The organism is Acinetobacter sp. YH12069, assembly GCF_013419675.1.
Classification (GTDB): Bacteria; Pseudomonadota; Gammaproteobacteria; order Pseudomonadales; family Moraxellaceae; genus Acinetobacter; species Acinetobacter amyesii.
Map to the genome: position 1 here is coordinate 16,371 of NZ_VOZS01000010.1, position 19,827 is coordinate 36,197.

The following is a 19,827-nucleotide window of genomic DNA, read 5'->3' on the forward strand; positions in this document are numbered from 1 at the left end:
CATTATGTTTTGCACAGATTTTAGCTGAATGTGCTGAAAAATGTTGTACATTCAATGTGTAAAGATATTGAGAGTTGAATATGTGCATTGTGGCTTTTGCTTGGCAGGTCTTGGATGACATGCCACTCTGCCTGATTTCGAATCGTGATGAGTTTTATCATCGACCGACGGCAGGCCTAAAGCAATGGGTAGATAGTCCGATTATTGCAGGGCAGGACTTACAGTCTGGTGGAACATGGATGGGGATAACCGCTCAAGGGCGTTGGGCGATTGTGACCAATTTTCGTGATGGTCGTGATCAGACCACATATCCCACTTCACGTGGCGCTTTGATTCAGCAATTTTTAGAATCTGAGCAAACGCCCATTCGGTTTGCGCAAGCACTGGAACAAATCCAATGTAATTATGCTGGCTTTAATTTATTCGTTGGCGATGCCACTCAAGCCGTTTATATGAGTAATCGCGGTGAAGGGCCACAAGTCTTAGCCAAAGGGGTGTATGTCACATCTAATGGTTTAATGACTGAACATTGGGAAAAGACCCGACATTTACGCAAACGTTTCACGCAAGAATTTTTGCCGATGCTACAAAGCCAGCAACCACAGGCGGATATAGACGCCGCTGCGTGGGATATTTTGGAAGATGAACGTAAAATCATTCCAGCATTGTTACCCAATACTGGGATTCAGGCGGAAATGGAACATTTGTTGTCTTCAACCTTTATTCAAAGTCCAGTGTATGGCACCCGCTGTTCAAATTTATTATGTATACGGGATTCACAGTGGCATTGGCAGGAAAAACAGCAGCAGGGTGAGCAACAAGGACAGATCACCCAGATAGAAGTGCATTTAAAGCCATAAAAAAAAGCCGACGATTCGTCGGCTTATTTTTTTAGAGGTGTCTTATGCGGTTTTTTGTGTTGGCTGAGCTTGTTCTACCGCTTCGCCAGCAATCACACCACCATCTTTACGGGTGATGACAACGGTTGCAGAACGTGGACGTGAGGTGGCTGCTGCATTGGTTTGTGATGCAGGCCAGTGGCTGGTCGGTTCAGAATAGGATGCTGAATCTTCACCGGGATGTTGCACATTGATAAAAATCGCTTTGTAGTCAGGTGTCATCGTCACACCTGTGATTTCACACTCTTTTGGTCCAGTCAGGAAGCGACGTAAGTTTTCATCATTCAGCTTTGCCCCCACAATGGTTTCTTGACCCGATGAGGTCGTAGCTTTTGTGCCATCACCGACTTGACCTGGAAGTGCAGCAAGCATCATACAGTTGGTGGTATCGGTATAAGCACCGTCATCGGTTTGAATCCATAACACACCACGTGGGTCGAACCACATCCCATCGGGTGAAGACAAGTCATTGTTGTCATTTAGACCAGATAAGTTAATGTTGCTCGCCATTTTTGCTTCAGCACCAAACAGGTAGATATCCCAAGTAAAGCTGAGTGCTGTGGTTGTATCACCATCTTCACGGAAACGGATAATATGACCGTTGACGTTGCCTTTACCACCTTCTGGGTCGGTGTAGTTACGAGGGTTGGCTGCATCAAGTGCATGTGCTGTACCACGGTTCGAGTTATTGGTGAGGGTCACATAGACTTCACCATTGTCTGGATGTACAGCGACCCATTCAGGACGGTCCATTTTGGTAGCACCGACAGCATCTGCGGCAAGACGTGCGAAGGTCAGCACATCTGCTTGTGAGCTAAACGGATACACGCTGTTGCTTTGGTTTAAACCATTGACGTTATAGCTCAATTCAATCCATTGACCTTTGCCGTCATTGTTAAATTTGGCAACGTATAACTTACCGTTGTTCATGTATTTGTCACCTGCAGCATAGCCACCGTTGACATCTTTTTTATTCCATTTTTGGTCGGATACAAATTTATAGATGTATTCACCGCGTGAGTCATCACCCATGTAAAACGCGAGGTTGTCATCTTCACGTAAGCGACTTGCACGGCAGTCTTCATGTGCAAAGCGACCCAGTGCTGTACGTTTTACGGGGTTTTCACGACGGTCAAATGGATCGATTTCGACAATCCAACCAAAGGTGTTTGGACCATTACGATAATCTTCTGCTGCCTGAGTACCGGTAACATTCGCCGACCAACGGTCATATAAATCTTGAGACTCATTACTTCCAATCGCTGTTTCCCAACCATAGCGCGAGTTCGCACCCGCTTTTAGGCCATAACGGTTGAGTGCCACAATTTCAGCCGGACTACGTTTGGCATCATCGTCTTTTGCACGAGCGAAGTAACCAATGAAGTTTTCTTCTGTCGTCAGGTAAGTGCCCCACGGGGTATAGCCATTACCGCAGTTGTTGTGTGTACCACGGGTTTGCTGGCCATTGGTTGAAAATTTCGTGCAAACTAAGCTTGAGCCTGCAACAGGGCCTTTAAAGTCCATTACGGTCGATGCGGTAATACGACGGTTAAATGGAGAGTTTTGTACCAGTTTAACGGCTTGAGTCTTGCTGTCTTTTTCAATTTGAATGACAGAAACACCGTGTGCATTGACTTCACGGATAACTTCATCCTCAGGGCGACGACCTTCCACTTTGGTTGGGCCTTGCGGGTGCAAGAAGGTCGGGTTGATGTATTCATGGTTCATCACCAACAAACCTTGGTCAGACTGTTTGGCATCATAACGTCCAGAGGTGGTATTTAAACCAAAGAAGCTCATACCGTCATGGCAGTCACCAGAGCGGAATTGGAAGCTCGGGCCAGAAGGAACATTGTTATCATCCCACGCTGGGTATGCAGGGTTAATCGAGTCACCCATCGCATATAGCACATGCGCTTGATAGCCTTCAGGAACAGTCACGATATCGTCTAAATTCTTTTTCACTGGTGTGAAATTGAACTTGGTCGGTTTTTGATTTGGATCAGTGACAGGTGGTTTGGTATTGCTATTTGAACCTGAGTCATTGTCATCATTACACCCCGTTAATGAAGATGCTAATGCAAGTGCGACTGCACCACTCGCAGTCTTGGTAATCAAGCTACGACGGCTGATGCGCTGTTCTAAAATGTCACGAAAATGAAGGTTATCCGAAGTGTTGTTATCAAGTTCTTGATCTTCGTTATATGGCATGTTTGTCATGAATTTAAATCCTGGCAAAGGTGTGCTGGGTAAAAGTTGATCACATAAAACTATCGATAAAATATGACAATGCTTTGAAGCTAATGTTGCAAACTGATGAAATAGGCGTTTGGCTTTCACGGCGTGAAAATTGCAAAACATTAAGATGGGCGCATAAAAAAAGAGGCTATCTCAGCCTCTTAGGTGTAAAACTCACCAAAATTGTCGAAACATATGTCTATTTAAGTTGCAGATGCACGTCGTTTTTCAATCAGCTTGCCAAAAAATAAACCTAGCTCGAACAGCATCCACATGGGAATGGCCAACATGATCATCGAAAGCGCATCGGGTGGCGTGGAAAACATGGCGACAAAAAAACAGCCGACGATAATAAAACGACGCTTCTCCACCAAGGTTTGAGTAGACACCACCCCGATCAAAATCAAAATTAACGTGATGATAGGAATTTCAAAGGTCAGTCCAAACACCAAAAATAGCTTTAAGCAGAAACTTAAATAACTATTGATGTCAGTCATAGGGGCGACTGTTTCAGGGGAAACACTCATAAAAAAATGTAGGATGGACGGCAGGGCAACCCAATAGGCAAAGGCAATACCGGCATAGAAGAGGACGATACTGCCGAATAATAAGGGCATCGCCAAATGCCGCTCTTTTTCATACAGTGCAGGTTTGATGAAGGCCCAAAGTTGATAAATCACGAAAGGCATCGCGAGCATAAGCGCGACAAAGAAATTTAGCTTAAACGGCGCCATAAAGGTGGCGGTCACATCCGTTGCGATCATGGATGAGTTCATCGGCAACTGCGCACGCAGAGGCTCTGACATCAATTGATAGCTTTGATTGGCAAAGGGTAGTAAACAAAAGAACAGAATCAAAATAAGTCCTGTAATTTTGATCAAATGCCGACGCAAAATCACCAAATGTTTGGTGATCGGCATTTCTTCCAAATCAGGCACAGTGTTCTGTGAATTATTCAGTGAAAGATCTGTCATACGGCCACCTGATATTCTGCTAATGCATCGGTCGAGCTTAATGCAGCAGATTGATCTGTTTTAATTTCGTGCTTTATTTTCATTTGGGGTGTAACTATGGCAAAGATCGTGCTCTGACCACGTTCGATGTACTGATAACGTGGGGATAAATTTTTATTGTCAGGTAGGACGGCTTCTTGTTGTTTTTGCGCAGTCTGTTCTATGGGGTGTTGCGTTTGTTGCAATTCATTCATCTGCGCTTGCATACGCGCTTCGAGCTGTTGAATACGTTGCATTTCTTTTTGCATTTCTTCACGAAGTTCGGACATGCGAAGCTCACGATCAATATCTGTTTGCACGTTACTGATCAGTCGTTTAACTTTCCCGTACCATTTACCTGCAAAGCGGATACCTTCAGGCAGTTTTTCCGGGCCAAGTACGATCAGCGCAATAATGCTGAACACCAGTAATTCGCTAATACCAATATTAAGCATTATGACAACTCCTTAGCTTTGAACTGAGGAATTGGTTTTATTTTGAGCTTCATGCTCTAGCGTGCGAGGCTCATTAAGCTGTGTCTTTGCTGCGTCTTCATCACGCATCGATTTTTTGAAATCTTTGACAGCGCCGCCGACATCTTTGCCCAAGTTTTTTAGTTTTGATGTACCAAAGAGTAAAATCACCACAATTGCAAAAATCAGTACATGCCAAATCGATAGTCCAGCCATCTTGTTATCCTCTTGTTGGTCTGCACAACATTTCAGCAGTTGTAGATGACAGTGAAGTGACCAAGATGTTGCAGTTTAAAGACAGCCGCGAAGCTTATGTTCAGTGTTACTATGCATGGATTGAGCAGTGAGGGTGGTGTAGTGGCGTTTCTTCTTCCGATATTGGGTTTTTTAAGTGGTCTCGGATTGGCATCATTATCAGGAACCGCATCGCTCAAATCGATTTTCTCTAGCTTACTTGCACGCTGTTTTATTCCAGCCGTAATCATCTACAACATGGTGTTCTATCAAGCAGGCAGTTTAGCGCTCATGCTCTTTAGCTTTAGTGTTGCCGTGCTGATGTTTTATTTATTTCGCTGGCTGTTAAAAGATAGTTTACGTGCCTTGTGTGTCAGTTATTTGAACTTGGCTTGGCTGGGTTTTCCTTTTGCCTTAGCACTGTTTGGCCCTGAAATTAGTGCAGCGATGGTGGCTCTGTATGTCGGTGGCTCTATCTTTGGCAATATGTGGGCCGTGACAGCCGTCAGTTCAGCCCAATTACCATGGTCGAGCGTGATGCAAAAAGTGGCGATGTCTCCCCCTGTATTTGCCTTGATGATTGCAGGCGTCTGTCGAATAGTTGGACTGCAGCATTTAGAAGAACATCAGATCTTAGATTGGCTCTATCAAGCTGCAAAAATTGGAATGAGTTTCACGGGGATGTGTGTCTTAGGCATGTGGCTGCGTCAAACCAAGGTACAATGGCGTGATCTGATGAACAGTAGTCGTATTTATGCGATGAAACTCACCGTTGGCGCGGTGATCTGTAGTTTGAGTTATGCCTTTCTTCCGATTCCCCAGATCGAGAAATATATTGGGGTGATGTTTATGCTGTTCTGCTTACCCCCTGCAGCGAATATTGTGGCTTTAGAAACGCATTATCAAGGAACAGGCACTTCGGCGCGTTATATTGCTTCAGGCACGATTATGAGCTGCATCGTCGTTAGTATATATGGGTTAATTTTGCATCTTTTTTCGCTTTAAAATGAAAAGTGAATTATAGATGCCCACAAAGGGTGACTACTTGAGCTGTTTTCGAATCTGCCAATCACGCACGAGGGCATATATCATCGCGATACCTATCAGGCCTGGAAATCCAACCTGACCTTGCGACAGATTAAGCATGATCGACAGTACGATCAACACTGCAAAAATAGCGTAGGTGGCACGAAAGCCTGAGGTGAGCGGGTAGGTTAGTTGCACATGGCAATGAGGGCAGCTTATTTTTTGAAAACCAAGAAAAGAGCGTGTTGGGATTTCAGTTGAGGTGTGATGACATGCGTTGCATATGATCTGTATCGGTTGAAGTGCCATAATTATTCTATTTTTATTCAGGGATTGGAGTTAATCTTTGGCATTAAGATTAACTCCAATTTAAATTATTTCAAACTTGCTTTAAATAATTTCATCGCCTGACCACGATGGCTGATTTTATTTTTTTCTTCTTTTGATAATTCAGCACTAGAAACATTCAGTTCTGGCAGCCAAAACAGTGGGTCATAGCCAAAGCCATTTTCACCACGTGCTGCTTCCATCACTTCACCGCGCCAAACACCTTGGAAAATTTGTGGGAGTGGGTCTTCTGCATGTTGGACCAAAGCCAAGACACATACAAACATCCCTTCGATGGCTTCACCCTCTTTACGGAGTGGTTTGAGGTCAGCAAGCAACTTGGCATTGTTAGCGGCATCATTGCCATGTTCACCTGCATAGCGCGCAGAGTAAATCCCTGGTGCGCCACCGAGTACAGGAACGCAAATGCCAGAATCATCTGCAATGGCTGGCTTGCCTGAAATTTTCGATGCGTGACGCGCTTTGATAATGGCATTTTCAACAAAGCTTAGACCGTCTTCGATGGCATCTTCAATGTTCAACTGACCTTGTGGAATCACTTCAACAGGAAGATTAAGCTCGGCAAACATTTTTTCAAATTCTGCAATTTTGCCTTTGTTATTACTTGCAAGCACCAAAGTGCCTTGAGATAACCAATCAGTTGAAGCCATGTGAATATTCACCATAAAACAAGATTTGAGGCTATTTTAACAAGATGCTGTGGCTGACAGGCAATAAAAAAGCACCCGAAGGTGCTTTTTAAGATTCAAAAAACTTATTGCGCTTGAATCCATTTGTCTGCACGGTCACGTGCTTGACGAATTTGGTCTTGGCTTAAGTTGGCTGCCAAAGCGGTTTTCTTACCTTCAGACAAGCTAATCACTTTGTTGTCGAGCATGCCATCACGAGTAGAAAGCTCATACCATTGGTATGCACCCATGTAGTTTTTCTTTTGCTCTTCCATCATGGCTAAGTTAAAGCTTGCGCGGTTATCACCACGGCTGGCTGCTTTTTCGAAATATTGACGAGCAAGCGCTTCATCTTTTTTAGTCCCAATGCCATCAGCGAGCATACGACCCACATTGAGCTGAGCTGCAGATAAACCTTGATCGGCAGCAGCTTTGTACCATGCAAAAGCTTGACGTTCATCTTTTGCAACGTCTTTACCTTGTTGATATTTAGTGCCTAAGTAAAACTGAGCACCAGGCTGACCTGCTTTAGCAGCTTTACTTAAGCTGTGAATATCCATAATTGAATATTGTGCAGCTTGGCTAGAAACTGAAGATGATGGAGCAACATAATCCGCATGGGCTTGTATGCTAAAAAGTCCAATCAGTAGCGTCGTGCTTAATAATAATTTTTTCATAGAGCGCTCACTCGATAAATTGCGACTTCACCAAATAGATTTGGGAGACGTTTACTCAGTAAACTATCTTGTTGATCCCCATTCACGGCAAGTCGGTTAATAATCCGGATGTTATTTTCAGCACACAGCGCTTCAAAATCACGGAAAGTACATAAATGAATATTGGGCGTGTTATACCACATATAGGGTAACGCGTCTGAAACAGGCATCATTCCTTTTAATGCAAGGAAAGAACGAGTCTTCCAATGTGCAAAGTTTGGAAAGGTGATAATGGCCTGTTTCCCCACACGCACCATGTCTCTTAAAAGAACGTCTGGTGCATCTACAGCTTGCAAGGCTTGTGCCATAACCACATAGTCAAAAGACTGGTCGGCAAAGCGACTTAAACCTAAGTTCAAGTCCTGTTGGATGATATTTAACCCGCGACTGACCGCAATTGCAATCTTTTCTTGATCAATTTCTAAGCCATATGCACGAATATTGTGCTTTTTGCTCATATGTGCAAGCAGTTCACCGTCACCACACCCTAAATCGAGTACGCTTGAATCTGGTTTAATCCAACGTTCAGCCAGTTGATGATCAATACGCATTAGTTGGTCTCCTTCGGTGTTTCTTGCAGGTGTTTTACACCGCCTAGGAATGCACGTAAGCTTTTCACATATAACGGAATCGGGAACAAGAAAGAGTCATGACCTTGTTCAGCATCAATATCCACATAGCTCACAGGCTTATGATTACTAATTAATGCATCTACAATTTCTTGCGAACGAGCAGGGGTAAAACGCCAGTCCGTTGTAAATGAAACAACTAAAAATTGACACTTGGTTTTAGACATCGCGGTTTTTAATGATTGCTCATATTCACGTGATGGATCGAAATAATCTAAAGCCTTGGTCATGATCAAATAGGTATTGGCATCAAAGTTACGGCTAAATTGCTCACCTTGATAACGCAAATAACTTTCGACTTGGAATTCGACGTCAAAGCCATACATAAATTTACCTGACTTTAAGTCACGGCCAAATTTTTGTTTCATGGCTTCTTCAGAGAGGTAAGTGATATGACCGACCATACGGGCCAAGATCAAACCTCGCTTAGGATAACTATCATTTTCTAAATAGCGACCATCATGGAAATCAGGGTCAGACAAAATCGACTGACGCGCCACTTCGTTAAAGGCAATGTTTTGCGCAGACAGTTTTGGTGTACTGGCAATAATCACGCACTTTTGTAAACGATCTGGATAGTCCACAGACCATTGTAGAGCTTGCATGCCGCCTAAAGAGCCGCCAATCACCGCATACCACTGCTGAATCTCTAAACGATCAGATAACATGGCTTGGGTTTTGACCCAGTCACGGACAGTCACTAATGGGAAATCAGGACCATAAGGGCGATTGTCATTTTCAGGATTTGGAGAGGTCGGTCCAGTAGAACCGCTACAGCCGCCAATATTATTTAGTGCTACGACAAAGAATTTTGACGTATCAATGGCTTTGCCTGGTCCAATACATGCATCCCACCAACCCGGCTTACGGTCATCTTCATGATGATAACCTGCAGCATGGTGATGGCCTGACAGTGCATGACAAATCAAAATTGCATTGGATTTGTCTGCATTCAGTTCGCCATAAGTTTCAACCATGAGCTCAAAACGTGGGAGTATGCGATCGCATTCGAGCTCTAACGGCTCTTCAAAAATAAACTTTTGTGGGGTAACTAAGCCCACTGAGTCAGCTGGAAAAGACACAGGAATAATTCGCCTTAAATCTTTAGTATGAATAATAAAAGGATACCACTTGAGGGTATCCTTCAAAAGTCATTTTATTGCTATTTGATATTTATAGCATTGAATTAGACTGCAGCAGCAATCACTTGTTCAGTACTCAAAACACCTTGTTCAATTAAACGGTTAGTGCTGGCAATAATCGCCTCGATAGATGCGGTCACGATGTTGTCATGCACACCTGCGCCGAATGCAGACTTACCTGTACCTTTCACTTGAAGCTCAATCAACGCCAAGGCTTTAGCATGTGCGCCTGAACTGATGCTACGTTCTTCATAGTTCAAGACATCAATCGGTAACTGCAAGGCATTTAAGATGGCAGAGATTGGGCCGTTGCCTTCACCGCGTAATTGCTGGATCTCACCGTTCACTTCGACATCAAGCTCAATGACTTGTTTGCCATTTTCATCATGTAAGCGGTAGTTTTTCGCCGCATAATGCGTATCTTTGGCAGCCACATAAGTGTCTTTAAACAATGACCAGATCGCTTGCGCAGAAATCTCAGTACCGTCTTCATCTGTTTTTTGCTGTACGATTTGCGAGAATTCAATTTGAATACGACGAGGCAACACCACGTTGTAATTTGATTCTAACAAGTACGCAATACCGCCTTTACCAGACTGTGAGTTGACGCGAATCACGGCATCATAGTCGCGGCCCAAGTCTTTCGGGTCGATTGGCAAATAAGGCATATCCCACATTTCTTCGTTCTTTTGGAACTCGAAACCTTTTTTAATGGCATCTTGGTGTGAACCAGAGAACGCGGTGAAGACCAAATCACCAGCATACGGATGACGAGGGTGTACCGGCAAGCCTGTGCATTCTTCAATGATTGAAATGATTTCGTTAATGTTTGAGAAATCTAAGTTTGGCGCAACACCTTGGGTATACATGTTCAATGCAATCGCTGCAACGTCCACGTTACCTGTACGTTCACCGTTACCAAACACACAACCTTCGACGCGGTCAGCACCAGCCATAATGGCCAACTCAGAAGCGGCAATACCACAGCCACGGTCGTTATGACAGTGCACAGAAATAATCACACCGTCACGGCGTTGAATGTTACGGTGCATCCATTCCACTTGGTCTGCATAGACGTTCGGACCTGAAACTTCAACCGTTGCAGGCAAGTTTAAAATCACTTTGTTCTCTGGAGATGCTTCCCAAATTTCAGTGACCGCATCACAGACATCTTTAGCAACTTCTAATTCTGTTGCAGTAAAACACTCTGGACTGTATTGGAATACAAATTCAGTTTCAGGCTGTTTTGCAGCGTATTCTTTGACTTTCGTTGCGGCATTAATCGCTAATTGTTTTGCACCAGCAACGTCAACATTCAACACTTTATTGCGGAATGTTGGCGAGTTTGAGTTGTAGATATGCACGATGGCACGTTTTGCACCTTGTAATGATTCAAATGTACGTTGAATCAAATGATCACGTGCTTGAACCAAAACTTCGATGTACACATCATCAGGAATATGACCGCCTTCGATCAACAAACGCGTGAAATCAAAGTCGATTTGTGATGCAGAAGGGAAGCCGATTTCAATGTGTTTGAAACCAATTTTCACAAGCATTTGGAACATTTTAAACTTTTGTTCAATGTTCATTGGCTCGAAGATCGCTTGGTTACCGTCACGAAGGTCGGTACTCATCCAGATCGGCGCTTTATTGATTTCGTTATTTGGCCATTGACGGTCTGGTAAGTCTACACGTTGGTACATGCGACGGTATTTTTTGCTTGGATCTGCCAACATCATGTGAAAACTCCTTATAGCACCGTGGATAAATGTCGTGGATAAACGGCAAGGTACTACTTATATAGATTGTGTCTATTCTAGCAATTTACAAGTTTAATTTCGGAGTCTTTAGTCGAAAGTCGAAATAAATCCGTAAAGATTCACATGACTTAGCTTTACCGTAAGCTCGTAAATGTATAACTAAATATTAGTCCATATATTCCGGAAATAATTTCCTATTTTTGCGTCAAGATGCCATTACTAGAAAATATTTTTCTATAAAATTAGCTTTTTTGAAAAATATAATCTTTATTGATCTCATCGACGGTGGCTGTTCCCATCAATGCCATCGTAATCTCAAATTCTTCTTTCAGTATTTTGAGTACATGGGCAACACCTAAAGCGCCCGCTGTAGCTAAACCATAAATGCAAGGACGTCCAACTAATACGGCAGATGCACCCAAGGCTATCGCTTTAAACACATCTGAACCACGACGAATACCACCATCATATAAAACTGGGAAATCCTGAGGCACAACTTTTTTAATCAGTTCTAAGGCGATGAGTGGGGGAATGCAACCATCCAGTACTCGACCACCATGATTCGACACAATAATGCCCTGTACGCCGTGTTGCAGGGCAAGTTCAGCATCATGTGGACTAACAATGCCCTTTAAAATAATCGGTAATGAGGTGTTTTGACTGAGCCAAAGGATATCCGCCCATGTCGGCGCGATTTTCATCAGACCTTGAAATAATGGGTGTTCATTTTGCTTGCTTTGAGGTTGTTGAATAAAATGATGAGGCTGCGGTTCATACTTAGGAAGTTCAAAAAACGCATGTCTCTCTCGGTCACGAATTCCTGAATGTGGAGAATCAACGGTCACCACAATCGCTTTAAAACCATGTGCTTCTGCCATTTTGACCAGTGATAATGACTTTTCGCGCTCACCTTGCCAATACAATTGGAACCATTTGAATGGATTGCCCTGCTTTAACTCACGCATATCTGTATTGGTAAACGTACTGAGGATCATATTGCTGCCAAGGACTTCGGCGGCGAGGGCTGTTGCAGCTTCAGCATCAGGATGAAATTGTTGTTGATGTCCGATCGGGGCAACAAAAATAGGGTGCGGGAAACGTTGCCCTAAGATTTCGATTTGGGTATGACCTTGGGTCAGATCTCTGAGCATACGTGGTAGAAGTTGTATCTGTTCAAACTGAGACAAATTGCCACGTACACTGTGTTCATCCATAGAACCACCTTGTAGGTATTGCCACACCATGTGTGACAGGTGCAGTTCAGCCTGTTTTTCGTAATCGGCAATGGTTTGTAAATGAGCAGGAATCTGAGTCAGTGGTTGCAATGGAGAATGTTGACTCATAGAACTGCCCATTGACGTAAAAGATTATGGTAGTGATTCGTCAGTTGTAATATTTCTTTGCTATCGCCTAAATTTTGTCGTAATTGCATAATGGTCTGATCTAAATTAAAAAGCATGCTTCTTTGCCAATCATCTTTGACCATGCTTTGTACCCAAGTACAAGCTGCTATACGGGAGCCTGAAGTCACAGGTTCAACACGATGTAGACTGGTCGCTGGATAAATAATTGCATCGCCAGCATCTAACTTAACTTCATGTTCACCATAAGTATCCTCAATGATCAGTTCACCACCTTCATATTCATCGGGTTCTGATAAAAAAATGGTCATTGAGACATCTGTACGCACAGTTATATTTTTTTCATGATAGTAATGGATTGCATTATCGACATGATTACCGTAGTGACCGGTATCTTGGTAGCAATTGAAAAGCGGAGGCAAGATTTCTTTAGGTAATGCAAAAGATTGAATGAGCAGACTTTCTTTAATTTGCGGTAATACTTGCTGACTTAACTGCTGATAGAGCTGACTGTTTGAATTGATTTGTAAATTTTTTTTGATGTTTTGAGCTTGTGCTCCGGCCGAACTTTTTCCTGAAACCCACTGATTATCTTGGTTCATCGCTTGTCTGATGCTTTGAACGTGTTGCTTTGAAAGGACATGAGGGACATGAAGAAGCATAATTTAACCTTAATCTAATTTTAATCAAATCTACATAAGATAAGCATAAATAAAAAAGCCTTAATACAAGATTAAGGCTTTTTTTAGAATATTTAATTTAGAACTTAAAATTAAATGTTAAGCGATAGTTACGTTCAGCACCTGCGATGTAACGTAATCCACCACGGTTGATGCTGTTAATGTAGTCTTCATCAAATAAATTGTTGATGTTGAATTGAATCCCTACATTTGGTGTTGCTTGGTAACTAACCATTGAGTCAAATACCCAGTAGTCAGGGATGACAGCAGGACCGACCTGATTGCCATCTTTGTTTTTAGTCATTTCACCATTGTAACGCGCGCCGCTACCAATGCTCCATTTATCCATATTGTAGGTCGTCCACAATGTGAATGCATCAGAAGGCGTAAATGGCATATTACTTGAACCATCTGCTGAAACTTGCTGGTTACTCGCAGCTTGGGTTACATTTTTAATGTCTGTTTTTTGATGTGTATAACCAGCAATAACTTGCCAATTGTCATTTAAGTTACCAATCACGCCAAGTTCAACACCTTTAACTGATTTTTCACCAGTTTGGTAGTATTCTTCACCATCTTTTTCCAACTCATTTGTGAGTTCAGTTTGGAAAAGTGCACCTGTTAAGAGTAAACGGTTGTCAAAAAATTCCCATTTAGCACCAACTTCAATGGTTTCAATTTCTTGAGGATCAAGATCTAAGTTGTTATTGCTGCTCGCTGAACCAGATGGGGCAAATGCATTGGCATTACCAATACCGTCACCACCTGTAATAGTACCCGGTGCTTGTTGTTGGATGGCGTAGTTAGCATACAAGCCACCGTTTTCAGTTGGTTTATATAGTGCCCCAACTTTCCAGTTGAATAGGTTGCCGTCATCTTTAAAGCTTTGTGCAACATAATTTGCCGGTTGACCTGAAGCAGCCGTATTCACAAATGTATCGGCATCAAGTTTATAACGATCTAGACGAACGCCACCATTCACAGAAAATTGTGGTGAAATTTCAATAGTATCGAAGGCAAAAATAGAGTAGGTATCCATTTGAGCTTCAGAATCACCATTACCATTGGTATTTCTGACTAAAGCGGTATGTACAGTGCCTTGTGGGTTATACAATGAACTTGTACCGGTAACCGTAGCAGTCCAACCACGTGTTTTCATTTCTTCACGTGTAAATTCAACCCCTGTACTGACATCATGTTTTAAGCGACCTGTATTGAAACTTGTAACCAAGCTAGTTTGGTTAGTTATAATTTCATTTTCAGTATCACTATTATTTGCACTGCCTGAAACGCGCATCGCAGTAGGATCATTCAGGTCAGTTGACGTTGTAGTGAAGGCATTACCTGAGAATGTCGTTAAATATTGATGCTCTGTTTTGCCCCAACGAGAAGTATTTTTGATTTTCGTATTTTCTGATAAATCATACTCTAAACGAGCAGTTGCCATGTCCGCAGTGACATCATCAAAATCTTCAGGTGCACCATAATAATTTGAAGTATCAACTTTATGGCTATTTAGATATGGCGCAAGACTTTTAATACTTGCATTCGTACTTTTATTTGCATCAAACCCTGGTAAACCTACAGTTGGGATACCACCATCCAAGACATTGTCTTGTTCAATATGTAGATAGTCTAAGAAAAAGCGAAGATCTGTGCCTAAACCAAAGCCTGCTGAAAGTGCAACAGCCCATTTTTCATTTTCAACACCGTCACGACCAATACCGTCTGAGTTTTCACCCATGGCATTAAAACGGATGGCCGTTGTATCGTTTATTGCTTTATTAATATCCGCAGTTGCTCGGTAATATTCATCTGAGCCGAAACCAAGAGTTGCATTGTTAGCGTCTTGAAGTTTTGCTTCTTTTGTTGATAAATTAATTGAACCTGAGGCAGCTGTACGACCATTATCTGTACCAGCAGGGCCTTTAAATACTTCAATTTGTTCGTAATTAAACATGTCTCGAGTAACGTTACCCAAGTCACGTACTCCATCGATGAAGATACTATTTGCTGTATCAAATCCACGCATGGTAACAGCATCACCAGTATTCATTCGTCCGTTTTCACCTAGGGAGAATGTGCCGACACCAGGAACGTTTCGAAGTGCTTCTGTTAGGGTCGTTGCATTTTGTTCTTTTAATACTTTCTCAGGGATAATGGCCATAGTCTGAGTCGTATTTAGTTGAGATTGCGTAAACTTATCTGAAGACGCTTTTTCTACTTTATAATTCTCTTTATTTACAGTTTGATTAATCGTCTCGAGTTGGACAGCTTTTTCTTCAGCCATTACATTGCCTGCAATGATTGAAAGTGATGAAGCAATCGCTGTAGAAACAATTTTCTTACGTGTTTTAATGAAGGCCATTTCGAACCCGATTCGGAGTAGTGAATTTGTATGCGAATAATAATGATTCTTATTTGTTCTTACATCTTTATGTAATTGTTATTCACGATAAATAATCGTATCGTGATAGCCCTATTTAATGTAATGATATAACAAGTATTAATTAAGTATCTGTTTTTTATTAAGTATTGATAAAACATATTATTGGTTTGTAATTGATTGAGATTACAAATATAGCCATGATTATGAATTAAATAAGAATAAATCGTAAATTGTTGATGTAAAAAAACCTGCCGAAGCAGGTTTTTTTATAAAGTGTTATTTAGAATTTAAAGGTTGTACTTAATTGTACGCGGCGGCCTTCTTGAGTATTGCTATAACGGTTGTAATAGCTATTTGCGACTTTCTCATAATCGTTAAAGTCTTTATCAAAGACATTGTACAGAGCAACACCAATATCCCAGTTTGGCGTGACATTAAAGTTTGAACCGACATGTAATAATGCGTATTCCTTGTAGTCACCAAGGGCATCATAAACCTGTTGATTCGCTGCAGTTAGATTGTCATAGGTTGAGGTGAAACGTGCACGTTCACTTCGATACTCACCACGCGCCCATAAATTCATAAAGTCAGCAGCTTGCCATTTAAGCGACGCATTAACTATGTGTTCTGGTGTGTCATTAAGTACAGGATTGCCTAAACTGCTATCTTTAATTTCAGTTTCAGTCCACGTGTAGTTCAGTCCAAATTTCCAATTATCGGCAAATGCCCAGTTTAAACCAGCTTCAATACCATAGACTTCAGCTTCTTCGGCATTCACAGGGCGAGTCACATTCCATGAGTCTGCTGTGCCACGGTTATAATCCATCACCCATGGCGTTCCAACCGATGCCATGAAAGCTTCACAGTCAGCTTTAGACCAATTAATACCCGAAGTCGTTGTGTTATCAGTATTACAGCTAATTTCCTTATTACCCGTCATAATCTTATCTTCGATTTGACTAAAGAAAGCCGTAACGTTGAAGTCAAAATTATGATTGGTTGAGAAATATGTACCAAATTCAAAGTTTTTACTGGTTTCAGGTTTTAGATTTGGGTTACCAAAAGTTGGTGTACGACCCTGACCACTGACATTGACCACACCGTCAGTTAAGCGTTCCAAACGTGGGGCTTTATAACCCTCACTATATCCGCCTTTGAAGGTCCAGTTTTCATGTGCATTCCATACCAAATATGCACGTGGCGTCCAAAAATCACCAAACGTATCGTGGTCGTCATAACGAAGACCAATTGTTAATGCTAGATTGTCGTTCAGCGACCAAGTATCTTCGGCAAATAGACCCAATTGCTCAAAAGAAACTTCTTTTTTTACACGTAAACCATCACTGATACTGGCTTCCCACCATTGACCGCCTAGAGTAATACGGTGGTCTTCAAAATGTTGAGTGGTAAATTTAGTATCAAAAATCGTATCTTCACTTTCTAACACACGAGGAGTGATGGCTGTTGACATCCCTTGTGCACGTGCAGGAATTAAACGTCCAACCGTTTCTGTTTGAGTATTGATAATACTTGACTCAAGTTTACCAATAGCATTATTCCAAGTATGTGCGAGGATCATTTTCTCACGGTTATATTCTTGAGCATCACCATAACCACCGTTTGCGCCAAGCGTCCCTAATTGACCTTTGCTATTGTCATACCATTGTTCAGTTTTTTCATATTCAACTGAAATATCATGGTCGCTGTGCGGTGTCAGGGTTAAGCGAGCACCGATAGTTTCTAGATCAGATTTAGTTGGGCTATTTCCGCCACTAAGTTCAGCACCAGTATCATCGTCATCACTACGTATTAAATCTGATTGATCACGTTCCGCTTTACGTGCACGGATTTGTAAGCCCAATAAATCTTGAATGATTGGCCCTGTTAAAAATGCATCGACAGCGCGTTGGTTACCAAAGTCTGAGTGATTTGGCAGTACTGTGCCTTCTAACGTGACCGAACCTGTCCATTCTGGTGAAACTTTTTTGGTAATGATATTGACTACACCACCAATTGCATCAGAACCATATAAAGTAGAAGCTGGTCCGCGGATGACTTCGATGCGTTGGATAGCCGAAACAGGGGGGATAAAACTATTATTCGACTCACCAAATCCATTAGGGGCAATGTCACCTGTACTATTTTGTCGGCGGCCATCAATTAAAACCAAGGTATATTCGGCGTCCATACCACGAATACGAATATTTAATCCGCCGGTTTTCCCTGCTGTAGGGCTAATATCGACACCTTCTACATCACTTAATGCATCTGCAACGGATGTAATTCGTTTATTTTTTAAGTCTTCAGCCGTAATCACGGTAATTGAAGCAGGAGCATTCTTGATCTTTTGTTCAAAGCCCGCTGCAGAAACAACAATGGTCTCCATCTGTTGAGCTTGAGATTCAGCCGTTTCAGCATGTGTGAAACTCGCAGTGGTTACAATTGCCCCAATTAAAGCAGTGGAAAGTGGGTTGAGATTAAAGTTACTCATAAAAGAATTCCAAGTATGGACGAGATAAATATATGAAAATAAATTAAAAAATATAGCATTAAGAATAATAGTGAGAAAGTTTCTCATTTGCAATGATGAATTAAAAAATAATCAATATTTATGCAAGAAAAGCTGAAAAATTCTAAAAATAAGAAGGGCATCCATGCCTGAATTTATAGTGTTATAATCCATTTTTGTATATCTTTAATTGTTGTCATATAATGTGGCACTTTTTTTTAAAACTGTTTTAACTAACAAATTATCGAGGAAGCCATGCAAGTAACTTCTGAAGCGGTTTCGGGCGTTGCCCGTCGTTTAAATGTATCTGTACCGACGAGCCGTATTAACGAGCAGTTTGAAGCTCGCTTGAAACGCACTGCCAAAACTGTGAAGATCAACGGCTTCCGTCCAGGTAAAGTACCTGTAAACGTTGTTCGTCGTGAATACGGTGCTGGTATCTATCAAGAAGTTGTAAACGACATCATTCGTGACACAGTATTCGAAGCGATCCAACAAGAAAAAATCAATGCTGTTGGTATGCCAAACATTGAAAAAACTGAAATGAAAGATGATGCTTTAGTTTATGAAGCAACTGTAGAAGTTTATCCAGAAGTTGAAGTTAAGTTCGAAGGCCTAGAAGTTGAACGTAAAGCAACTTCAGTTGACGACAAAGACGTTGAGAAGATGATTGAAAATCTTCAAAAACAACGTGCTTCATGGGCTGAAACTAAAGGCATGGCTAAAAAAGACATGCAAGTAACTTTCGACTTTGAAGGTACTGTTGATGGCGAGAAGTTTGAAGGCGGCGCTGCTGAAGACTTTAAACTCGTACTTGGTTCTGGTCGTATGATCCCTGGCTTCGAAGACGGCATCGTTGGTATGAAGAAAGGCGAAGAGAAAGTTATCGACGTAACTTTCCCTGAAGACTACCAAGCTGAAAACCTTGCTGGTAAAGCTGCTCAGTTCAAAATCACTGTTAAGCTTGTTGAAAAACAAAAACTTCCAGAAGTTGATGCTGAATTCTTAAAAATCTTCGGTCTAACTGAAGAAGAAGGCGTTGAAAAACTGAAAGCTGACGTTCGTAAAAACATGGAACGTGAAGTGAAAAACGGTCTTCGTAACCAAGTGAAAGGTGCAACTTTTGATGCACTTGTAGCTGCAAACGAAGTAGAACTTCCAGAAGCAATGATTGCTCAAGAAATTGACCGTCAACGTCAACAAATGATCCAACAATTCACTCAACAGTTTGGTGCTCAAGGCGCTAAAGCGTTTGATTCAAGCATGCTTCCAGATGACCTATTCAAAGAGCAAGCTGAAAAATCAGTTAAACTTGGCGTATTAGTAAGCAAAGTATTGGCTGAAGCTAAACTTGAAGTTGATGCTGCACGTGTTGATGCTTACATCGAAGACATGGCTTCTTCTTACGAAGATCCTAAAGAAGTAATTGAATACTTCAACAACGATAAACAGCAACGTGCTCAAATCGAAGCTGTTATTCTAGAAGACCAAGTTGTAGATCACATCTTAGCTTCTGCTAAAGTAACTGATACAACTGTGAGCTATGAAGACTTATTGAAAGAGCAACAAGCTCGTCAACAAGGCTAATTTCTAGCTTTCAAAAAAAGGCGCATTAAGCGCCTTTTTTTATCGAAATTTGCCCCCAAATAAGTTGTCCTGATTTCACAATGCTTATGAAAAAAATATCTGTTATTTAATTGGGAATCTTTTGCAATTTCGACAAATATCCCTCATATTGTGAATTATGGGTTGAGTCAGAA

General features: G+C 41.7%; 17 protein-coding genes. 3 read left to right on the top strand and 14 right to left on the bottom strand.

The genetic code is table 11. The features are described 5' to 3' along the window. Window positions 1-80 precede the first annotated feature (80 nt). The gene (locus tag FTU16_RS08895; protein WP_180163100.1) at window positions 81-860 is read left to right on the top strand and encodes an NRDE family protein; all 780 of its coding nucleotides are present in this window, start codon (window positions 81-83) and stop codon (window positions 858-860) included. Between the two features lie 42 nt (window positions 861-902). Here the strand turns inward: FTU16_RS08895 and FTU16_RS08900 are convergent, their stop codons facing one another. From FTU16_RS08900 to tatA, 4 genes are all read right to left on the bottom strand, one after another. Beyond that, window positions 903-3,119 (bottom strand): PhoX family phosphatase, encoded by a 2,217-nt coding sequence (locus tag FTU16_RS08900; protein WP_180163101.1) that lies wholly within the window; start codon window positions 3,117-3,119, stop codon window positions 903-905. A 221-nt stretch (window positions 3,120-3,340) separates the two neighbouring features. Beyond that, entirely contained in the window at window positions 3,341-4,111 is a 771-nt protein-coding gene (gene tatC, locus FTU16_RS08905) for a twin-arginine translocase subunit TatC (RefSeq protein ID WP_180163102.1), read from the bottom strand. Then, complete coding sequence (gene tatB / locus FTU16_RS16625; protein WP_180163103.1) at window positions 4,108-4,584, bottom strand: Sec-independent protein translocase protein TatB; 477 nt, start codon at window positions 4,582-4,584, stop codon at window positions 4,108-4,110. Before tatB ends, tatC begins: the two co-directional genes overlap by 4 nt. A gap of 12 nt (window positions 4,585-4,596) precedes the next feature. After that, window positions 4,597-4,818: a Sec-independent protein translocase subunit TatA gene (tatA, locus tag FTU16_RS08915; protein WP_168377874.1), complete on the bottom strand. Its 222-nt coding sequence runs from the start codon at window positions 4,816-4,818 to the stop codon at window positions 4,597-4,599. A 141-nt stretch (window positions 4,819-4,959) separates the two neighbouring features. Between tatA and FTU16_RS08920 the strand changes: the two genes are divergently transcribed. Then, the gene (locus FTU16_RS08920; protein WP_180021189.1) at window positions 4,960-5,841 is read left to right on the top strand and encodes a permease; all 882 of its coding nucleotides are present in this window, start codon (window positions 4,960-4,962) and stop codon (window positions 5,839-5,841) included. A 36-nt stretch (window positions 5,842-5,877) separates the two neighbouring features. Here the strand turns inward: FTU16_RS08920 and FTU16_RS08925 are convergent, their stop codons facing one another. The 10 genes from FTU16_RS08925 to FTU16_RS08970 all read right to left on the bottom strand — a co-directional run bounded on the left by FTU16_RS08925 (window position 5,878) and on the right by FTU16_RS08970 (window position 18,049). Beyond that, a complete protein-coding gene (locus tag FTU16_RS08925) occupies window positions 5,878-6,171 on the bottom strand; it encodes a hypothetical protein (protein ID WP_180124483.1) in 294 nt (97 codons plus the stop codon). A gap of 65 nt (window positions 6,172-6,236) precedes the next feature. Then, window positions 6,237-6,860: an RdgB/HAM1 family non-canonical purine NTP pyrophosphatase gene (gene rdgB / locus FTU16_RS08930; protein ID WP_180055642.1), complete on the bottom strand. Its 624-nt coding sequence runs from the start codon at window positions 6,858-6,860 to the stop codon at window positions 6,237-6,239. A 104-nt stretch (window positions 6,861-6,964) separates the two neighbouring features. Next, window positions 6,965-7,555 (bottom strand): tetratricopeptide repeat protein, encoded by a 591-nt coding sequence (locus FTU16_RS08935; RefSeq protein WP_078189669.1) that lies wholly within the window; start codon window positions 7,553-7,555, stop codon window positions 6,965-6,967. Next, entirely contained in the window at window positions 7,552-8,145 is a 594-nt protein-coding gene (gene metW / locus FTU16_RS08940; protein WP_067763682.1) for a methionine biosynthesis protein MetW, read from the bottom strand. Before metW ends, FTU16_RS08935 begins: the two co-directional genes overlap by 4 nt. Further along, complete coding sequence (locus FTU16_RS08945; protein ID WP_168377871.1) at window positions 8,145-9,305, bottom strand: homoserine O-acetyltransferase; 1,161 nt, start codon at window positions 9,303-9,305, stop codon at window positions 8,145-8,147. The genes metW and FTU16_RS08945 overlap by 1 nt, the downstream gene beginning before the upstream one ends. 104 nt (window positions 9,306-9,409) lie before the next feature. Beyond that, window positions 9,410-11,107, bottom strand: coding sequence for a 2-isopropylmalate synthase (gene leuA / locus FTU16_RS08950; RefSeq protein ID WP_111884051.1), 1,698 nt, complete (start codon window positions 11,105-11,107; stop codon window positions 9,410-9,412). Between the two features lie 263 nt (window positions 11,108-11,370). Beyond that, on the bottom strand, window positions 11,371-12,471 hold the full coding sequence (locus FTU16_RS08955; protein WP_180109018.1) for an alpha-hydroxy acid oxidase: 1,101 nt from the start codon (window positions 12,469-12,471) through the stop codon (window positions 11,371-11,373). Next, window positions 12,468-13,151, bottom strand: coding sequence for a Fe2+-dependent dioxygenase (locus FTU16_RS08960; RefSeq protein ID WP_180007181.1), 684 nt, complete (start codon window positions 13,149-13,151; stop codon window positions 12,468-12,470). Before FTU16_RS08960 ends, FTU16_RS08955 begins: the two co-directional genes overlap by 4 nt. 97 nt (window positions 13,152-13,248) lie before the next feature. Further along, on the bottom strand, window positions 13,249-15,537 hold the full coding sequence (locus FTU16_RS08965; RefSeq protein ID WP_180163104.1) for a catecholate siderophore receptor Fiu: 2,289 nt from the start codon (window positions 15,535-15,537) through the stop codon (window positions 13,249-13,251). 301 nt (window positions 15,538-15,838) lie between these two features. Continuing rightward, window positions 15,839-18,049, bottom strand: coding sequence for a TonB-dependent receptor domain-containing protein (locus FTU16_RS08970; protein ID WP_180163105.1), 2,211 nt, complete (start codon window positions 18,047-18,049; stop codon window positions 15,839-15,841). A gap of 273 nt (window positions 18,050-18,322) precedes the next feature. On the opposite strand from FTU16_RS08970, the gene tig reads away from it, so the two are divergent. After that, the gene (gene tig, locus FTU16_RS08975; protein WP_180163106.1) at window positions 18,323-19,654 is read left to right on the top strand and encodes a trigger factor; all 1,332 of its coding nucleotides are present in this window, start codon (window positions 18,323-18,325) and stop codon (window positions 19,652-19,654) included. The last annotated feature ends 173 nt before the right edge of the window (window positions 19,655-19,827 follow it).